This is a genomic window from Novosphingobium aeonii (genome assembly GCF_052279045.1).
Lineage (GTDB): Bacteria > Pseudomonadota > Alphaproteobacteria > Sphingomonadales > Sphingomonadaceae > Novosphingobium.
The window spans coordinates 371124-387457 of the sequence record NZ_CP176832.1 but is presented as its reverse complement, the minus strand read 5'-3'; the positions used below and the strand labels follow the sequence as shown (position 1 = coordinate 387457).

Here is a 16334-nt window from a genome sequence, read left to right as displayed (position 1 = left end):
CGGGCAGGTTCAGATCACAATGGCGAGTTTCATGAGGTTCGGTTGCAGCGTGCTGGCGGTCATCGCGGCGACGGGTCTCGCAGCGGAGCCGGCCCTGGCCCAGAAGGCGGATTCCGCCAGGACGGATACGGCAACGAAGAAGAAGACCGTGTCGACGCCGACCTCGATCCTGCCGACCACGCAGGCGACCCCGGCCGTGCCGTCTTCCGCTTCCACGAAGCCGGTCTCGCGCCCGGCCGTGCAGCCGGTCATCCAGCCCAGCGCGGTTCCCACTGCCATTCCGACCGTGTCCTATCCGGTCGTGCAGGATACGCTGCTGGCGGAGCCGGTGATGTCCTGGTCGGTGGCCGATGCCAAGGCGCTGCTGTCGACCGTGGGCTACATCGGCAAGGAAGGTCTCGTTCCGGCCGATTATCAGCCCGCCGCGCTTAAGGCGGCGATCGCCAAGGGTGAGGGTGACGACCTCGATGCGCTGGCGAGCCGCGTGTTCGGCTGGCTGATCGAGGATCTTCGCGACGGTCGCACGCCGATGAAGTCGCGCGTGCAGTGGTTCGCGGTCGATCCCGACCAGGATCTCATGCCGACCGCCCAGATCATGGCGCAGGCGCTTTCGGAGCATGACGTGGCGGGCGTCGTCGACAAGCTGGCCCCGACCAATCCCGACTATGCCGCGCTCAAGGCCGATCTCAACGCCACCCCCATGGCGAACAAGGCGCGCCGCGCGCTGATCCAGGCCAATATGGACCGCTGGCGCTGGCTCGCCCGCGACCTTGGCGACGTGTACCTGATGACCAACATTCCGGAATTCCAGCTCCGCCTCGTGGTCCGCAACAAGATCATCCGCAGCTACAAGACCGTGGTCGGCAAGCCCGGCCGCACGGCGACGCCGCAGCTCGCCGAAACGGTGAGCGCGGTGGTCTTCAACCCGACCTGGACGGTGCCGCAATCCATCGTGAAGGGTGAAGGCCTTGGCGCGAAGGTGCTGAACAACCCGACCTGGGCGCGCAATGCGGGCTACAAGGCCACCAAGAACGGCGACGGCACCATCACCGTGGTCCAGCAGCCCGGTGCCAACAACTCGCTTGGCCTGATGAAGATCGACATGCCCAACCCGCACGCGATCTATCTGCACGACACGCCGTCGAAGCAGTATTTCAACTCGGACGTGCGCGCCTTCAGCCATGGCTGCATCCGCACCGAGCGCGCGGTGGAACTGGGCATGACGATGGCCATTCTCGGCGCCAAGAAGAGCGCCACCGAAGCTGCCGAAATCTCTCGTTCCGGCACTTATACCAAGGTCGAGATGACCCGGACGTTCCCGGTCTACCTGACCTACTTCACATATGCCCGCTCGATCGACGGGCAGCTCAAGCCGTTCAACGATCTCTACGAACGCGACAAGCCGGTGCTCGACAGTTTCCTCGCCCCGCGCCAGATCAAGACCACCCAGCGCGCGAGCGAGGAAGAGATCATCAAGCTCGACAACCCGCTTTAAAAAGTGCGGGTTTCGCCTTGGCAACGGCGAAGCGGGCCGGACGGAGGTAACGCGCAGGCGATTGCCGGTGCTCCGGCCTTGCCTCGCCTGATCGGGGTGGCCACCTAGGCGAACGATGTTTGCCGAGGAATCCCGATCATGAGCGAGAACACCGACCGCATCGGCGAGGCGACCTCCCGGATCGTCGAGCTCGAAGCCGAACTCGAAGCTTCGGGCACCACCACCCGCGCCGAGGCCGAACTGGTCCGCGCCAAGGCGCTGCTGCACGAATGGGTCGATAGTGTGGTGGCCGTGGTCGCCACGCCCGGCGTCGGCCGCGCGGTGCTGATTCACGATAACGGTACGGAATCGCGGATTGCCTCGCCAGAGCTGCCGTTCCGGCTGGCCGTTCCGGTTTCCTTCGAACGGCGGGAAAATTAGGTCGCAGGCGGCCTCCACCCGTCAGGCGCGGACGTGCGAGCATGAGCTCGGGATTAGGGAGGGGCGCTCAGCCTCTCCGCAGAAGCCTGACCACCACCTGATCGAGGCTTGAGAGGTACCGGGAACGGTCCGTCTTGCTGAACGGCGGCGGGCCGCCGATGGCATCGCCGCCGGCGCGCAGGTCGGCCATGATTGCGCGGGTGGCGATGGCGCTGCCGATCGAGGAGGTGGTGAAGGGCTTTCCGTTCGGCGCCACGACTTGCGCCCCCAGCTTCAGGCAGCGGTCCGCCAGCAGGATATCGGCGGTGATGACGACGGTGCCCGGCCCGGTGTTCTCGGCGATCCAGTCGTCGGCGGCGTCGAAGGCATCGCTCACCACCTTGCGGGAGATGAGCGGACTTTGCGGCACCCGGATCGGGCTGTTGCTGACAACCACCACCGGCACTTTGTAGCGCGCGGCGACACGGTAGGTTTCGTCCTTCACCGGGCAGGCGTCGGCATCGATCAATATGCGGATCATCGCGGCCCCATAACCCAACTCGGCGCAAATGACGAACCCGGTTGCCGAAATTGCGCTCGCGGCCCATCATGCCGGTGAACGGGAGAGCCGCCATGCCGCAGCCTACGATCACCGCTTTTGCCCAGTCGCCCGATCGCGGCAGGGGCCTCGCCCGCGATATGGCGGTGCGCTGGGCGCTGGAGGAAGTGGGCCAGCCCTACGCCGTGCGCCTCGTCTCTTTCGAGGAAATGAAGCAGCCGGATCACCGCTCGCGCCATCCTTTCGGGCAGATCCCGACCTATGAGCAAGGCGATCTCGCGCTGTTCGAATCCGGGGCCATCGTCCTGCATATCGCGCAGAGCCATCCGGGCTTGCTACCGGAAGGTGGAGACGCGCGGATGCGGGCGGTTATGTGGATCTTCGCCGCCCTCAGCACGGTCGAACCGGTGATCGTGCAGCGCTCCGAGGTCCTGCTGTTCGAGCGTGAGCGCCCCTGGTATGAAACGCGCCTCGCTTCCATCGAACAGCGTATCGAGGCGCGGCTGGCGGAACTCGCCGTGCGTCTCGGCACGTCGGAGTGGCTGGAAGGCGAATTCAGCGCGGGCGACCTGATGATGGTGCAGGTGCTGCGGCGGCTCGGCGGATCGGATGTGCTGGCCGCCAACGAAACCGTGCTTGCCTATGTGGCGCGCGGCGAGGCGCGTCCGGCCTTCCAGCGCGCCTTCGCCGCCCAGCTTGCGGTGTTCGAACAAGCGAAGGCCTGAGGGCGCTGGGCCTTCAGTGCTGGCGGATCACCGCCAGGAAAGCCTCGCCATAAGCTTCGAGCTTGCGCGCGCCGATGCCGCCGATTTCACCGAGCTGCGCCAGTGAAGACGGGCGCGCGGTGGCCATTTCGCGCAAGGTGGCGTCGTGGAACACGACATAGGGCGGAACCCCTGCTTCCTGCGCAAGATCGCGGCGGAGCGCGCGCAGGGCGTCGAACAGCGGATCGCCCACCGGGTTGGCGCCGCTGTCCGCCCCGCCTTTGCCGCCGCGCTTCTTCTTTTCGCGCTTGGGCGGAACGACGATCATCACCGCGGCTTCGCCCTTGAGGATTTCCCGCGCATCTCCGCCCAGGGACAGGCCGCCATGCTCGGTCGGCAGCAGGCTGCCGCGGGCCTGCAGGGCGCGGGCGAGCGGCTTTAGCAGCGGTTGCTCGTCCGCCGTCAGGATGCCGAAGACCGAGAGCTGGTCATGCCCGCGTTGCAGCACGCGGTCGTCGCTCATGCCCAGCAGCACTTTTTCAAGATGGCCGAGGCCGTAGCTCTGCCCGGTACGATAGACCGTGGAGAGGAGCTTTCGCGCCAGCTCGGATACATCGATCACGCCCGCCGGTTCGAGGCAGTTGTCGCAATTGCCGCAGGACGAGGCGGGTGTTTCGCCGAAGTGGCGCAGCAGCACCGCGCGGCGGCATTCGGCGGTTTCCACGAGCCCTGCGAGCGCATCGAGGCGCTGGCGTTCGCTTTGCAGGCGGTGCGGCTCGATCTCGGACAGACGCTGGCGGGCGCGGGCGAAATCGTCGGCCCCCCAGAACATCACCGCGACCGAGGGATCGCCGTCGCGCCCGGCACGGCCGGTTTCCTGGTAATAGGCCTCGATCGACTTGGGGATGCCGGCGTGGGCGACGAAGCGCACGTCGGGCTTGTCGATACCCATGCCGAAAGCCACCGTGGCGACCATTACCATGTCTTCCGAGGCCACGAAAGCCGCCTGGTTGCGGGCGCGGACTTCGGGGTCGAGCCCGGCGTGATAGGGCAGCACGCGCCGCCCGGTGGCGGATGCGAGGGTTTCTGCCAGTTGCTCGACGCGGGCGCGGGTGGGTGCATAGACGATGCCGGGGCCGGGGTTCTCGTCCATGACTGCCTTGATCTGCCGCATCGCGCTTTCGCGGGGGCGGATCGTGTAGCGGATATTGGGACGGTCGAACCCGGCAACGATCAGTCCTTCGTCGGGAATGCCGAGCTGGGCGAGGATGTCGGTGCGGGTATGGTGGTCTGCCGTGGCCGTCAGCGCGAGGCGCGGCACGTCCGGGAAAGCGTCGAGCAGCGGTCGCAGCAGGCGATAGTCTGGCCGGAAGTCATGGCCCCATTCGGACACGCAGTGTGCTTCGTCGATGGCGAAGAGGGCGACGCGCGACTGTTCCAGAAGCTCGCGGAAATGCGGCTGGCTGGCGCGTTCGGGGGCGATGTAGAGCAGGTCCAGCTCACCGGCGCGGAAGCGGTCCATGGTGAGGCCGCGATCGGTGTCGGCGCTGGTGAGCGTGGCGGCGCGGATGCCGTTGGCGCGGGCCGAGCGAAGCTGGTCGTGCATGAGCGCGATCAGCGGGGACACGACCACGCAGGTCCCGTCCAGCATGACCGCAGGAAGCTGGTAGGTCAGCGACTTGCCCGCGCCTGTGGGCATGACGGCCAGGGTCGAGCGGCCGGAAAGCGCGCGCATGACGACCTGATCCTGCACCCCGCGGAAGGCGTTGAAGCCGAAGGTTGCATGAAGCGCTTCGTGAGCATCAGGCAGGAGATCGGCGAGAAGGTCAGCGTCTGGCACGGGGCGCTTATGGCAGAGCATGGGCATGTCTGAAAACCGCCGAACCGATGATTTCCTCCGTTTCCGCGCCAAAGCTTGCGGTTTGGCCGCCCGGGTAGTGGAAATGGCGGCAATGAATGGAGAGGATTGGCAGGCATGACCAAACGCGTGGCGGTAGTGACGGGCGCAAGTTCGGGCATCGGGCTGGAGACGGCACGGGCCCTGGCGAAGCAGGGGTTCTGGGTGATCGGCGTGGGCCGCGATCCGCAGCGATGTGCGGCGGCCGAGGCAGACCTTGCGGCCGATGGCGGCGAGATCGAGATGCTGCGCGCCGATCTATCGTTGCTGGCCGAAGTCGACCGGTTGGCGGATGCGATCGCGCAAAAGGTCGATTCCATCGATGTACTGGTCAACAACGCGGGCGGCATGGCGCGCGAACAGGCGCTGACGGCCGAGGGTTTCGAGGCGAATTACGCCGCCAACTTCATCGGGCCTTTCGCGCTGACCGCCCGCTTGCTGCCGCTCCTGCGCAAGGCTGCGGCGGATGCGCCGGAGGGCCGTGTCAGGATCGTCAACACCGCCTCGGATGGCAGCGAGATGATCCCCGCCATCAATCTTGCCGACTTGCAGAACCTCGGCAACTGGAGCCCGGGCGCGGCCTACTGCAGCGGGAAGCTCGCCAATGTGCTTCATGCCCGCGCGCTGGCGCCCCGGCTGGCGGCGGATGGTGTCGTGGCCCATTCGGTCCATCCCGGCACGGTCGGCAGCAATTTCTTCTCGCATACGCCGGACAGCGTGCAGGCGGCCTACGGCGATGCGCCGAAGCTGACGCCGGTGCAGGGGGCGGATACGGTGATCTGGCTGGCGACGGCGGAAGAGCCGGGCCGGTCGAGCGGCGGCTACTGGTTCGAACGCGCGCCGCGAAAGCCCAATCCGCTGGTCGAGGATCAGGCTTTCGTCGAGGCGTTCTGGCAGGCGGCGGAAGCGCTGGCCGGAAGGGCGGGTGTCTAGACCTAGTCGCTGGCGGCCAGCCGGGCGAGGCGGGGTTTGACGATGGGCACGGTCAGCATCGTGCTCATCACCGCCATCAGCAGCAGGGCGGTGAAGGTCTCCGGGGTGACGATCTTCTTGTCCAGCAGGACGTTGACGAAGATGATCATGATGAGCGCCTTGGTCTGGAGCATCCAGCCGATCACGCTCGCTTCGCCCTTCTTCCAGCCCAGCAGCTTTCCGGCGAGGTGAATGCCCGCCAGCTTGCCGACGACCGAGGCGACCAGGAACAGGATCGCTGCACCGATCACCATCGCCCCGCCCATTCCCCAGTTGGTCCGCAGGCCGGTGCTGAGGAAGAACACCGGCATCACGGTCAGCAGCAGGAATTCGCGGAACAGGTCGAGTTTCTCGCGGCTGAACCAGCCGGCGTCCAGCACGACGCCGGCAAGGAAGGCGCCGACCATGAAGTGCAGTCCGGACCAGTCCGCCGCGAAGCCGACGAGTGCCAGCCAGATCAGCGCCACATACCAGCGGTCCTGTTCGCCGAGGCGCCTGAACAGCGCGCGGACGGCGAAGGAGGCCACCGCGAAGGCGGCGAGGAACAGGCCCTGCCGGCCGACGCGCTCCCAGTCCACCAGGATCAGCGCCAGCACGCCCCAGATCGCGATATCGTCAAGGCTGGCATAGCGCAGCAGGCGCTGGCCGAGCGGTTCCCGGAAAATGCCGAGCTTTTCCATCAGCAGCACCAGAATCGGCAGGGCGGTGACGGCGCAGGCCATGCCCACGCCGAGCACGGCTTGCGGATAGCTGCCTTCGGGGCCGATCCAGCCGGGCGAACGCAGCAGCAGCGCAGCGGCGAGGGCGCCGAAGGCGAGCGGGGTAAGCAGGGCGCAGGCGGCAGTGAGGGTGGTTTCGCCGCGATGCTTCCAGGCGTCGCTGAGATCGAGTTCGACTCCGGCGACGAAGACGAACATCATCACCGCCCACCAGGCCACGCCGTTCAGCGCGGTCATGACTTGCGGGTTGAAGACCAGCGCGTGGAAGTCCGGCGCCGCATGGCCGAGCACGCCGGGGCCGAGCAGGATGCCGCCGATGATCTGGACGACGACCAGCGGCGCCCAATGCTCGGTGCGCAGCAGCCGCCACACGAGATATGGCGCCGCGAGGATGATCGTCAGCGCAATCAGGTAGATTTCGGTCGTCCCCATCGGGTGCCCCGTCCCCATTCATTTTTCGTTGGGGCATGGATGCCTTGCCCGGCGGCATTGGGCAATCGGGCTCGATGGGGTTTTTCCGGATTGTAACGAGAGGCACCGCCGCGATCGGGATGGCGGCGGTGCCTTTTGCAATCAGTCGAGGTTGGGACGCAGCCAGCGCTCGGCGACGGAGAGGTCCACGTCGCGCCGTTCGGCATAGTCTTCGAGCTGGTCGCGGCCGATCCGGGCAACGCCGAAGTACTGGCTTTCCGGGTGGCCGAAATAGAAGCCCGAGACGGCGGCGGTGGGCAGCATCGCCTGGCTTTCGGTCAGCACGATCCCCGCATTGTCCTGCGCCTTGAGCAGGTCGAACAGGATCGGCTTGAGCGAGTGGTCCGGGCAGGCCGGATAGCCGGGCGCAGGGCGGATACCGCGATATTCCTCACGGATCAGGGCGACATTGGTGAACTGCTCGTCCGGCGCATAGCCCCACAGTTTCGTGCGGACATGCTGGTGCAGGCGTTCGGCGAAGGCTTCGGCGAAGCGGTCGGCCAGGGCCTTGAGAAGGATGTCCGAATAGTCGTCGTGCGCGGCCTGGAAGCGTTCGAGGTGCGGTTCGATGCCGTGGATGCCGACCGCGAAGCCGCCCAGCCAGTCTCCGGCGGGGTCGACGAAGTCGGACAGGCAGAAGTTGGCCCGTCCTTTGCCATTTGGGCCCCGGCTCTTCTTCACCTGCTGACGCAGGAACGGCAGGCGCACGAAGTCCGGGCCTTCGTCCACGCCCTGCTGGATGGCGTCGTAGACGACCTGCGGGTCCATGCCGCCGGCGCCGACGATCACATCGTCACCCTGGGTGGCGGCAGGCCAGAAGGCGCAGACGCCCTTGGCGGTCAGCCACTTTTCCTCGACGATCTTCGCTAGCATCGCCTGGGCATCGGCGAAGAGGTTGCGGGCGCTTTCGCCCACGATCTCGTCATCGAGGATGGCCGGGTAGTTGCCCGCCAGTTCCCAGGCGCGGAAGAACGGCGTCCAGTCGAACGTCTCGACGAGTTCGGCAAGATCCCAGTCCGCGAATACGTGGAGGCCGGGTTCCAGCGGGGCGCCGGGCTTCTGCGCGAAATCGGGCGCGAAGGCATTGGCGCGGGCATCGGCGATCGGGAGCAGTTCGCTCTGGCCCTTGCCCTCGCGCGCAATGCGCACCTTTTCGTATTCGTCGGCCACGGAGCTGACGAAAGGCACCGCCTGCGTGTCCGACAGGAGCTGCGAGGCGACGCCGACCGCGCGGCTGGCGTCGAGGACGTGGATCACGGGGCCCTTGTAGGCGGGATCGATGCGCAGGGCGGTGTGGACCTTGGACGTGGTGGCGCCGCCGATCAGCAGCGGGATATCCATCCCGGCGCGCTGCATTTCCTCGGCCACGGTCACCATCTCGTCGAGCGAGGGGGTGATGAGACCGGAAAGGCCGATGATGTCGGCATCGTTCTCGTTGGCGGATTCGAGGATCTTGCTCCACGGCACCATCACGCCGAGGTCGATCACTTCGTAGCCGTTGCACTGGAGTACGACGCCGACGATGTTCTTGCCGATGTCATGCACGTCGCCCTTGACGGTGGCCATGATGATGCGGCCCTTGGCCTTGGCGCCGGCGTCCTTTTCCGCTTCGATGAAGGGGATCAGGTGGGCCACGGCCTTCTTCATCACGCGGGCCGACTTCACGACCTGGGGCAGGAACATCTTGCCCGAGCCGAACAGGTCGCCGACGACGTTCATGCCGCCCATCAGCGGGCCTTCGATCACCTCGATCGGGCGTCCGCCCGCTGCGGCGATGGCGGCGCGCGCTTCTTCGGTATCCTCGACCACATAGGCATCGATGCCGCGCACGAGGGCATGCTCGATGCGCTTGGTCACGTCCCAGCCGCGCCATTCCTCGGCGGCCTTTTCCGCGACCTTGTCCTTGCCCTTGTAGCTTTCGGCGAGGTCGATCAGGCGTTCGGTGGAGGTCTTGCCGTCCTCGCCCACGCCGGGGCGGCGCATCATGATGACGTCTTCGCAAGCCTCGCGCAGGGCGGGGTCGATCTGGTCGTAGACGTCGAGCTGGCCCGCATTGACGATGGCCATGTCGAGCCCGGCGGGGATCGCGTGGTAGAGGAACACCGAGTGCATCGCCCGGCGCACCGTCTCGTTGCCGCGGAACGAGAACGAGAGGTTGGAAAGGCCACCCGAGAAGTGGACGTGGGGGCAGGCCTTGCGGATTTCGACCACCGCCTCGATGAAATCGAGCCCGTAGCGGTCATGCTCCTCGATGCCGGTGGCGACCGCGAAGACGTTGGGGTCGAAGATGATGTCCTCGGGCGGGAAGCCGATGCCGGTCAGCAACTGGTAGGCGCGCGAGCAGATCTCGATCTTGCGTTCGCGGGTGTCGGCCTGGCCGGTCTCGTCGAAGGCCATGACGACCACGGCGGCGCCATAGTCCATGCACTTCTTCGCCTGGGCCAGGAACGGCTCCACGCCTTCCTTCATCGAGATCGAGTTGACGATCGGCTTGCCCGATACGCACTTCAGACCGGCCTCGATCACATCCCACTTGGAACTGTCGATCATCACCGGGACGCGGGCGATATCCGGTTCGGCGGCGATGAGTTTGAGGAAGGTGGTCATGGCCACGACAGCGTCAAGCAGGCCTTCGTCCATGTTGACGTCGATGACCTGCGCACCGTTATCCACCTGCTGGCGCGCGACATCGACGGCCTTGGCATAGTCGCCGGCCATGATGAGCTTCTTGAACGCGGCCGAGCCGGTGACGTTGGTGCGCTCGCCGATATTGACGAAACGGGCGCCGGAATGAATCGAGGTCATGGTTTGTTGTTCTCGTTGGGACACTGGGCCAGCGAATCAGTTCGCCAAATTTAGCGCGAGCACGAAATCGTCGTAGGTCTTGCCGCCCACGTCGAAAGTCCGGGTGCCGATCGTCTCGAAGCCATGCTTGGCGTAGAAGGCGAGGGCGCGGTGATTGTCGTTCTTCACGCCGAGCAACAGGCGCGAATGGCCCGCCGCAGCGGCATCGCGCACGGTGCGCATCATCGTGCTGGCCATCATGGAACCCTGGAAGCGCGAGAACAGGTAGATGCGCTTGAGTTCCAGATCGCCTTCACGCGCGAGTTCCAGTTCGGGCTCGCAAAGCAGCGCATAGCCGACCGGGGCGTGGCCGGGCTCGACTTCGGTCAGCCAGGCCTTCGCGCCCTGCGCGATATATTTGCGATAGCTGTCGGCAGAGTGCTGCCTGATGCAGTGCGCGACGAGCCCGGCCCCGTCTACCTGGCCCGCGAAGCTTTCGAGGAAGGTCGCCGATGCCACGAGCGAGAGCGCCTCGGCGTCGTCGGCTCCGGCAGGGCGGATGCGCCAGATGGGAAAATCGGTCATGGGATCACACCGCCATGGTGAAGGGTTCAAGGCCGGCGAGGCGCGTCACCGGATCGAGATCGGGCAGGCGGCGCGGGGCCAGCCCGGAGACCTTGCGCGCCATTGCGGCAATGTGGGCCGGCGTAGAGCCGCAGCAGCCGCCCAGCACGTTGACCTGGCCGGCAACCGCCCATTCGCCGACATAGCCTGCCGTGGTCTCGGGCATTTCGTCATAAGCGCCCAGTTCGTTGGGCAGGCCGGCATTCGGGTAGATCATGATGAGCGTGTCGGCGAGTTCCGACAGCGTCTTCACATGCGGGCGCAACTGGGTGGCGCCGAACGAGCAGTTGAGCCCGATCGTCACCGGCTTGGCGTGCCGCACCGCGTGCCAGAACGCTTCCACCGTATGGCCCGAGAGATTGCGGCCCGACAGATCGGTAAGCGTCATCGACATCATGATCGGCACTTCGCGGCCCAGTTCGGCCTCCAGATGGCGCACTGCCATGATCCCGGCCTTGGCGTTCAGCGTGTCGAACACGGTTTCGATCAGGATGAAGTCGGCGCCGCCTTCGACGAGGGCCGCGGCCTGTTCCTTGTAGACATCGACCAGTTCGTCCCAGTCGATCTCGCGGTAGCCCGGATCGTTGACGTCGGGGCTGAGCGAGAGCGTCTTGTTGGTCGGCCCGATCGCGCCGGCGACGAAGCGCGGGCGTCCGTCCTTTGCCTGATACTCATCCGCCAGACGGCGGGCGAGGCGTGCCGATTCGACGTTGATCTCGCGCACGAGGTGCTCGGCGCCGTAATCGGCCTGGCTGATGCGGTTGGCGGAGAAGGTGTTGGTCTCGGCGATGTCGGCCCCGGCCTCGAAATAGGCGCGGTGGATCGATTCCGGCACCTCTGGCTTGGTCAGCGCGAGGATGTCGTTGTTGCCCTTCTGGTCGTGCGAGAGGCCGAGATTGCCTGCGTAATCCGCTTCGCTGAGCTTCCAGCTCTGGATTTCGGTGCCGAAAGCGCCGTCCGTGATGAGGATACGCTTGGCCGCTTCGGCGAGGAACTGTTCTCTGGCAGTCATGGTCGTTGTCCTTCGTCGCCCGGATGCGGGCCCAAAGTTCCCTTGAGGGACCGTTCGCGCGCGCCTTGCTGCACGAACGGTCCGGAAACAAGTCTGCTCAGGCGCCGGTCCCGGGGCGCAGGCCCAGGAGCTGGCAGATGGCATAGGCCTGCTCGGCGCGGTTGAGCGTGTAGAAATGGAAATCGCGCACGCCGCCTTCGTAAAGCCTGCGGCACAGATCGGCAGCGGCGACGGCGGCGACAAGTGCGCGCGGGCCGGGGCGTTCGTCTAGCCCTTCGAACATCGTTTCCAGCCACGCGGGAATCTCGGTGTTGCCCGACATGCGGCGGATCGCCGTGAAGTTGGTCACCGGCATGATCCCTGGCAGGATCGGCGCGGTGATCCCTGCGGCGAGCACTTTGTCGATGAAGCGGAAGTAGGCGTCCGTCGAGAAGAAGAACTGCGTGATGGCGCGGTTGGCGCCCGCGTCGAGCTTGCGCTTGAGGTTGTCGAGGTCGGCTTCCGCGCTGGCCGCTTCGGGGTGGACTTCGGGATAGGCGGCCACCGAGATGTCGAAGTCATGGCGTGCCTTCAGGCCCGCCACGAGATCGGCGGCGCCGGTGTAGCCTTCGGGGTGCGGGGTGAAGACGCCGCCGCTGCTCGGCGGCGGATCGCCGCGCAGGGCCACGATGTGGCGCACGCCCGCTTCCCAGTACTGGTCCGCGATTTCCGCGATCTCGCCCTTGCCTGCGCCTACGCAGGTGAGGTGCGCGGCGGGAACCAGCTCGGTCTCGCGCACGAGGCGGGCGACGGTGGAATGCGTGCGCTCACGCGTGGAGCCGCCGGCGCCGTACGTCACCGAGACGAAGCTGGGGTCCAGCGGGGCAAGCTGGGTGATCGCATCCCAGAGCTGCTCCTCCATCTTCTCCGACTTGGGCGGGAAGAATTCGAAGGAAACCGAAATGTCGCCCGGCAGGCATCCCAGCAGGGGAGCCTGGACCGGTCGCTGGGCAGAAGTCATGAGTGCGGGGTCTTTCTTTCTTGAGTCTCGATCGTGCCGGTTTCCGCCATCTCGGCAGCATGGGCGGCGGCAGGAAGACGGCGGGCCGTCCAGATCTTCACGGTAAGCGGGTCGCCCGGCAGCGAGACGGGCGCTTCGGGTGCGAACCCGGCTTCCGCCAGCAGGGTCTCCATTTGCTCGTCGGCAAAACCGAGGCGGGCATGGGCATGGCGCTCGCGCAGTTCCTCGCGTTCGTGCGCGGCAAGATCGACTACGGCGATCCGCCCGCCTTCGCGCGTGACGCGCGCCGCTTCGGCCAGGACCAGGCCGGGAGCCTGTGCATAATGCAGGACCTGATGGAACAGCACGGTGTCGAAGTTCGCAGCTGCGAACGGCAGCTTCGTGAAATCGCCCTGCACCAGGGAAATCTTGTCCGCTGGCAAAGACTGCAACCGTGCGCGTGCAATTCGCAACATGTCCGGGCTCTTGTCGAGCGCGGTGACGTGCCCCGCCTTGCCCGCCAGAAGTTCGGCCATGCGGCCGGTGCCGGTGCCGACGTCGAGCAGCGCGCCCAGCTTCTGTCGTCCGAAAGCCGTGAGCAGTGCCGATTCGACGGGGCCGTCCGCACCATGAAGCTGGCGCAGCGTGTCCCACTCCTCGGCATGGCTGGCGAAGTAGGCCTGCGCGCTGGCCTCCCGGGCGTCGCGAATCGCCGCAAGCTGGCGGCGATCCTCGTTGCAGCGGGCGGAAAAGGCCGGATCGTCGCGCTCGGCAATAGTGAGGAGCTGGGCGGCTGCGGCCCCTAGCGGCGGCTCGCTCTTCTCCTTCACGGCAGTGCGCAGGAAGACCCAGCTACCTTCCTTGCGGCGCTGCGCGAGGCCGGCGTCGCAGAGAATCTTCACATGACGCGAGACGCGCGGCTGGCTCTGGCCGAGCACCTGCGCAAGCTCCCCGACCGCCAGTTCCATATGCGCCAGCAGACGCATGATGCGCAGGCGCGTCGGCTCCGAAAGAGCCCTCAGGAGGGGGTCGATTTGCATGCGATGGCATATAAAGATATCTTTATATGTGTGCAAGCCCTAGGATTTCTGCGGATTTCAACCCCCATACTTCCCATTTGCGTTGCACCATTGTCTCGTCTAAAGAATGGCACCGCAGGCTTGCCTGCAAGCGTTGGCCTGTGCGCCAAACAATGCAAGGGGATTCGCATGAAGAAGATTGCTTTTGCCGCGTTCGCGTCGGCTGCCGCTCTGTCGCTCGCTGCTTGCGGTGGCGAAAAGCCCACCGAAGCTGCTACCGAGTCGGTTGAGACCCTGCCCGAGGAAACTCTGGCTGCTACCACCGAAGCGGCTACTGAAGAAGCCACCGCGGCTGCCGAGTAATCCGGCAGGGGGCCGCGCACTGACCTTACGGTCTGCCGGCCCCCGGTTGCTTTCCGCCCTTTCAGGGAATCACGGAAAGTCCGTCCGAGACGGAAAAAGCCCTCCCCGACGGGAGGGTTTTTTATTTGTCTCGTTCGTTTTCATCTTTCGTTTGCACCGGCCCGATGCGCGGGGCATCAAATCCGCCATGGCCGATACGCTCCGGATCACGCTGGCGCAGCTCAACCAGTCCGTCGGCGATCTCGACGGCAACGCTGCCGGAGTGCTTGAAGCGCGCACCGCGGCGCAGGGCGCGGACCTTGTCGTCTTTCCCGAACTCCACCTGATCGGTTATCCGCCGGAGGACCTGATCCTCAAGCCGGCGCTGATCGAACGCGCCGCCGCCCGCCTCCAGATGCTGGCCCAAGCCAGTGCATCGGAAGGCCCGGCCATGCTGGTAGGCTCCGCTTTCGTACTCGATGGTGCGCTGCACAACGGGGTTGCGCTGCTCGACCAGGGCAAAGTCGCGGCTGTCCGGCTGAAGCACGAACTTCCTAACTACGGCACGTTCGACGAGATGCGCCTGTTCCAGCCGGGCCCGCTGCCCGAGCCGGTGATTCTGCGGGGGGCAATGATCGGCGTGCCGATCTGCGAGGATATCTGGCGCCCGGAAGTGTGCCGCCACCTCGCCGATTTCGGTGCCGAAATGCTCATCTGCATCAACGGCAGCCCTTACGAAATCAACAAGGATGCGCTGCGCATCGAAGGTGTGGCCAAGCGCCGCGCGGTCGATACCGGCCTTCCGCTCGCCTATCTCAACCGCGTGGGCGGGCAGGACGAACTCGTGTTCGACGGTGCCAGCTTCGTCGTCAACGGCGATGGCGCCGTGGCGGTCCAGATGGCGGACTGGCGGGAACAGGTCGTCCAGACCAACTGGACCCGAACCGCGCAGGGCTGGCGCTGCGACCGGGGGCTGATCGAGGATCTCGCGGTCCATCCCGAGGATATCTACTGCGCGATGGTGCTCGCGCTGCGCGACTATGTGAACCGCAACGGCTTTCCTGGCGTTGTGCTGGGCCTTTCGGGCGGCATCGATTCGGCGCTATGCGCCGCGATCGCGGTCGATGCGCTCGGGGCGGAGAGGGTGTGGGGCGTGATGATGCCATCCCGTTTCACCAGCCGCGCCAGCCTGGACCATGCGGCGGACTGCGCGAAGGCGCTGGGCATACGCTATTCGGTCATGCCGATAGCGGAGGCGGTGAACGGCTTCGATTCGGTGCTGGGCGAATGCTTCGAAGGAACCCGCCGCGACCTTGCGGAGGAAGACCTCCAGTCCCGCATTCGCGGCACCTTGCTGATGGCGCTGTCCAACAAGTTCGGGCCGATGCTCCTGACCACCGGGAACAAGAGCGAGATGAGCGTCGGATTCGCGACCATCTACGGCGATATGGCCGGTGGCTACAATCCGCTCAAGGACGCCTACAAGACGACGGTCTATGCGCTGGCCCGCTGGCGCAACGGCCATGTTCCGCGCATCGGGATCGGACCGCGCGGGGAGGTGATTCCCCCGGAAGTCCTGGTCAGGGCGCCCAGCGCCGAACTGCGGGCGGACCAGCGCGATTCGGACAGCCTGCCGCCCTACGAAGTGCTGGACCCGATTCTTCTCGGCCTTGTCGATCATGACAAGAGCGTGGAGCAACTCGTCAACGAGGGGTTCGACCGGGAAACCGTGCGGGAGATGGAGCGCCTGCTTCACCGCGCCGAATACAAGCGGCGCCAGGCCTCACCCGGGGTGAAGCTGACCGCGCGCAATTTCGGCCGTGACCGCCGCTATCCGATCACGCACGCCTTCCGCAGCGCCTAGTTCCGAACGCCCACCAGCATCAGCGAAACCGGCGTTCCGGGCGCGGGCAGGGTTACGCGTGTGTCGGTAATCCACAGCAGCCGCCCGCCCGAATCGGTGATTCTCGCGGACACCGCATAAGTGCCGTTCGGCGCGAGGCGGGCCGGATCGTAGCTGAGGGCGAATGGCAGCGGCACCTGGCGGCCCTCGCTGGCGAATTCGGTTTCGGCGATGACCGTGGCAGGCGCGTCCATGCGGCCGACGTCGGCCAGCGTGACTTTCACGCGGGCGTCGGGCTGCAGGGCGATCCGTTCACGATAGGCGACCGTGCCGTTCAGGGTTTCCATCGAGGCGCTCGCTCCGGCAGGAGGGGATTTCGCCGCGGGGGCGGTGCAGGCAGACATGGCTGCAATCAGGGGCAGAATCAGTCCGGCGCGCATTTTCATGTCGATCCTCCTATCCAGTTCCGAAAGCTTGCCCGAGGGGGACGGCGAGGTAAACCTCGGGCAGGGCGA

At 66.0% G+C, this 16334-nt stretch carries 16 protein-coding genes; 6 read left to right on the top strand and 10 right to left on the bottom strand.

The window, feature by feature from the left end:
* Positions 1–9: 9 nt before the first annotated feature.
* The gene (locus tag ACLIMP_RS01940; RefSeq protein ID WP_243692594.1) at positions 10–279 is read right to left on the bottom strand and encodes a hypothetical protein; all 270 of its coding nucleotides are present in this window, start codon (positions 277–279) and stop codon (positions 10–12) included.
* Positions 280–286: 7 nt separating this feature from the next.
* Between ACLIMP_RS01940 and ACLIMP_RS01935 the strand changes: the two genes are divergently transcribed.
* Both ACLIMP_RS01935 and ACLIMP_RS01930 read left to right on the top strand, forming a co-directional pair.
* Positions 287–1495, top strand: coding sequence for a L,D-transpeptidase family protein (locus tag ACLIMP_RS01935; protein ID WP_420719852.1), 1209 nt, complete (start codon positions 287–289; stop codon positions 1493–1495).
* A gap of 138 nt (positions 1496–1633) precedes the next feature.
* Entirely contained in the window at positions 1634–1915 is a 282-nt protein-coding gene (locus ACLIMP_RS01930) for a hypothetical protein (protein WP_054442236.1), read from the top strand.
* 67 nt (positions 1916–1982) lie between these two features.
* Here ACLIMP_RS01930 and ACLIMP_RS01925 read toward each other — a convergent pair whose 3' ends face one another.
* Positions 1983–2435 (bottom strand): YaiI/YqxD family protein, encoded by a 453-nt coding sequence (locus tag ACLIMP_RS01925; protein WP_197283158.1) that lies wholly within the window; start codon positions 2433–2435, stop codon positions 1983–1985.
* A 92-nt stretch (positions 2436–2527) separates the two neighbouring features.
* Here ACLIMP_RS01925 and ACLIMP_RS01920 point away from each other — a divergent pair, with 92 nt between their 5' ends.
* Positions 2528–3178, top strand: a complete 651-nt coding sequence (locus ACLIMP_RS01920; protein WP_185998455.1) for a glutathione S-transferase family protein — start codon at positions 2528–2530, stop codon at positions 3176–3178.
* Positions 3179–3191: 13 nt separating this feature from the next.
* On the opposite strand, the gene recQ is transcribed toward ACLIMP_RS01920, so the two are convergent.
* Complete coding sequence (gene recQ / locus ACLIMP_RS01915) at positions 3192–5024, bottom strand: DNA helicase RecQ (protein ID WP_420719851.1); 1833 nt, start codon at positions 5022–5024, stop codon at positions 3192–3194.
* A gap of 108 nt (positions 5025–5132) precedes the next feature.
* Here recQ and ACLIMP_RS01910 point away from each other — a divergent pair, with 108 nt between their 5' ends.
* Positions 5133–5987, top strand: a complete 855-nt coding sequence (locus ACLIMP_RS01910; protein WP_324697179.1) for an SDR family NAD(P)-dependent oxidoreductase — start codon at positions 5133–5135, stop codon at positions 5985–5987.
* Positions 5988–5989: 2 nt separating this feature from the next.
* Here ACLIMP_RS01910 and ACLIMP_RS01905 read toward each other — a convergent pair whose 3' ends face one another.
* The 6 genes from ACLIMP_RS01905 to ACLIMP_RS01880 all read right to left on the bottom strand — a co-directional run bounded on the left by ACLIMP_RS01905 (position 5990) and on the right by ACLIMP_RS01880 (position 13655).
* Complete coding sequence (locus ACLIMP_RS01905) at positions 5990–7177, bottom strand: cation:proton antiporter (RefSeq protein ID WP_054442238.1); 1188 nt, start codon at positions 7175–7177, stop codon at positions 5990–5992.
* Between the two features lie 141 nt (positions 7178–7318).
* A complete protein-coding gene (gene metH / locus ACLIMP_RS01900; RefSeq protein WP_324697175.1) occupies positions 7319–10021 on the bottom strand; it encodes a methionine synthase in 2703 nt (900 codons plus the stop codon).
* A gap of 36 nt (positions 10022–10057) precedes the next feature.
* Positions 10058–10585: a GNAT family N-acetyltransferase gene (locus tag ACLIMP_RS01895; protein WP_054442239.1), complete on the bottom strand. Its 528-nt coding sequence runs from the start codon at positions 10583–10585 to the stop codon at positions 10058–10060.
* Between the two features lie 4 nt (positions 10586–10589).
* Positions 10590–11636 carry a homocysteine S-methyltransferase family protein gene (locus ACLIMP_RS01890; RefSeq protein WP_132468672.1) on the bottom strand — a complete coding sequence of 349 codons (1047 nt, stop codon included), beginning with the start codon at positions 11634–11636 and terminating at the stop codon, positions 10590–10592.
* Between the two features lie 97 nt (positions 11637–11733).
* Positions 11734–12636: a methylenetetrahydrofolate reductase [NAD(P)H] gene (gene metF, locus ACLIMP_RS01885; RefSeq protein ID WP_324697172.1), complete on the bottom strand. Its 903-nt coding sequence runs from the start codon at positions 12634–12636 to the stop codon at positions 11734–11736.
* The gene (locus ACLIMP_RS01880; protein WP_324697170.1) at positions 12633–13655 is read right to left on the bottom strand and encodes an ArsR/SmtB family transcription factor; all 1023 of its coding nucleotides are present in this window, start codon (positions 13653–13655) and stop codon (positions 12633–12635) included. The genes metF and ACLIMP_RS01880 overlap by 4 nt, the downstream gene beginning before the upstream one ends.
* Positions 13656–13823: 168 nt before the next feature.
* Here ACLIMP_RS01880 and ACLIMP_RS01875 point away from each other — a divergent pair, with 168 nt between their 5' ends.
* Both ACLIMP_RS01875 and ACLIMP_RS01870 read left to right on the top strand, forming a co-directional pair.
* A complete protein-coding gene (locus ACLIMP_RS01875) occupies positions 13824–13997 on the top strand; it encodes a hypothetical protein (RefSeq protein ID WP_021232409.1) in 174 nt (57 codons plus the stop codon).
* 187 nt (positions 13998–14184) lie between these two features.
* On the top strand, positions 14185–15840 hold the full coding sequence (locus ACLIMP_RS01870; protein WP_443478016.1) for an NAD+ synthase: 1656 nt from the start codon (positions 14185–14187) through the stop codon (positions 15838–15840).
* Here the strand turns inward: ACLIMP_RS01870 and ACLIMP_RS01865 are convergent.
* Positions 15837–16265, bottom strand: a complete 429-nt coding sequence (locus ACLIMP_RS01865) for a YbaY family lipoprotein (RefSeq protein WP_324697166.1) — start codon at positions 16263–16265, stop codon at positions 15837–15839. The genes ACLIMP_RS01870 and ACLIMP_RS01865 overlap by 4 nt on opposite strands.
* Between the last annotated feature and the right edge of the window lie 69 nt (positions 16266–16334).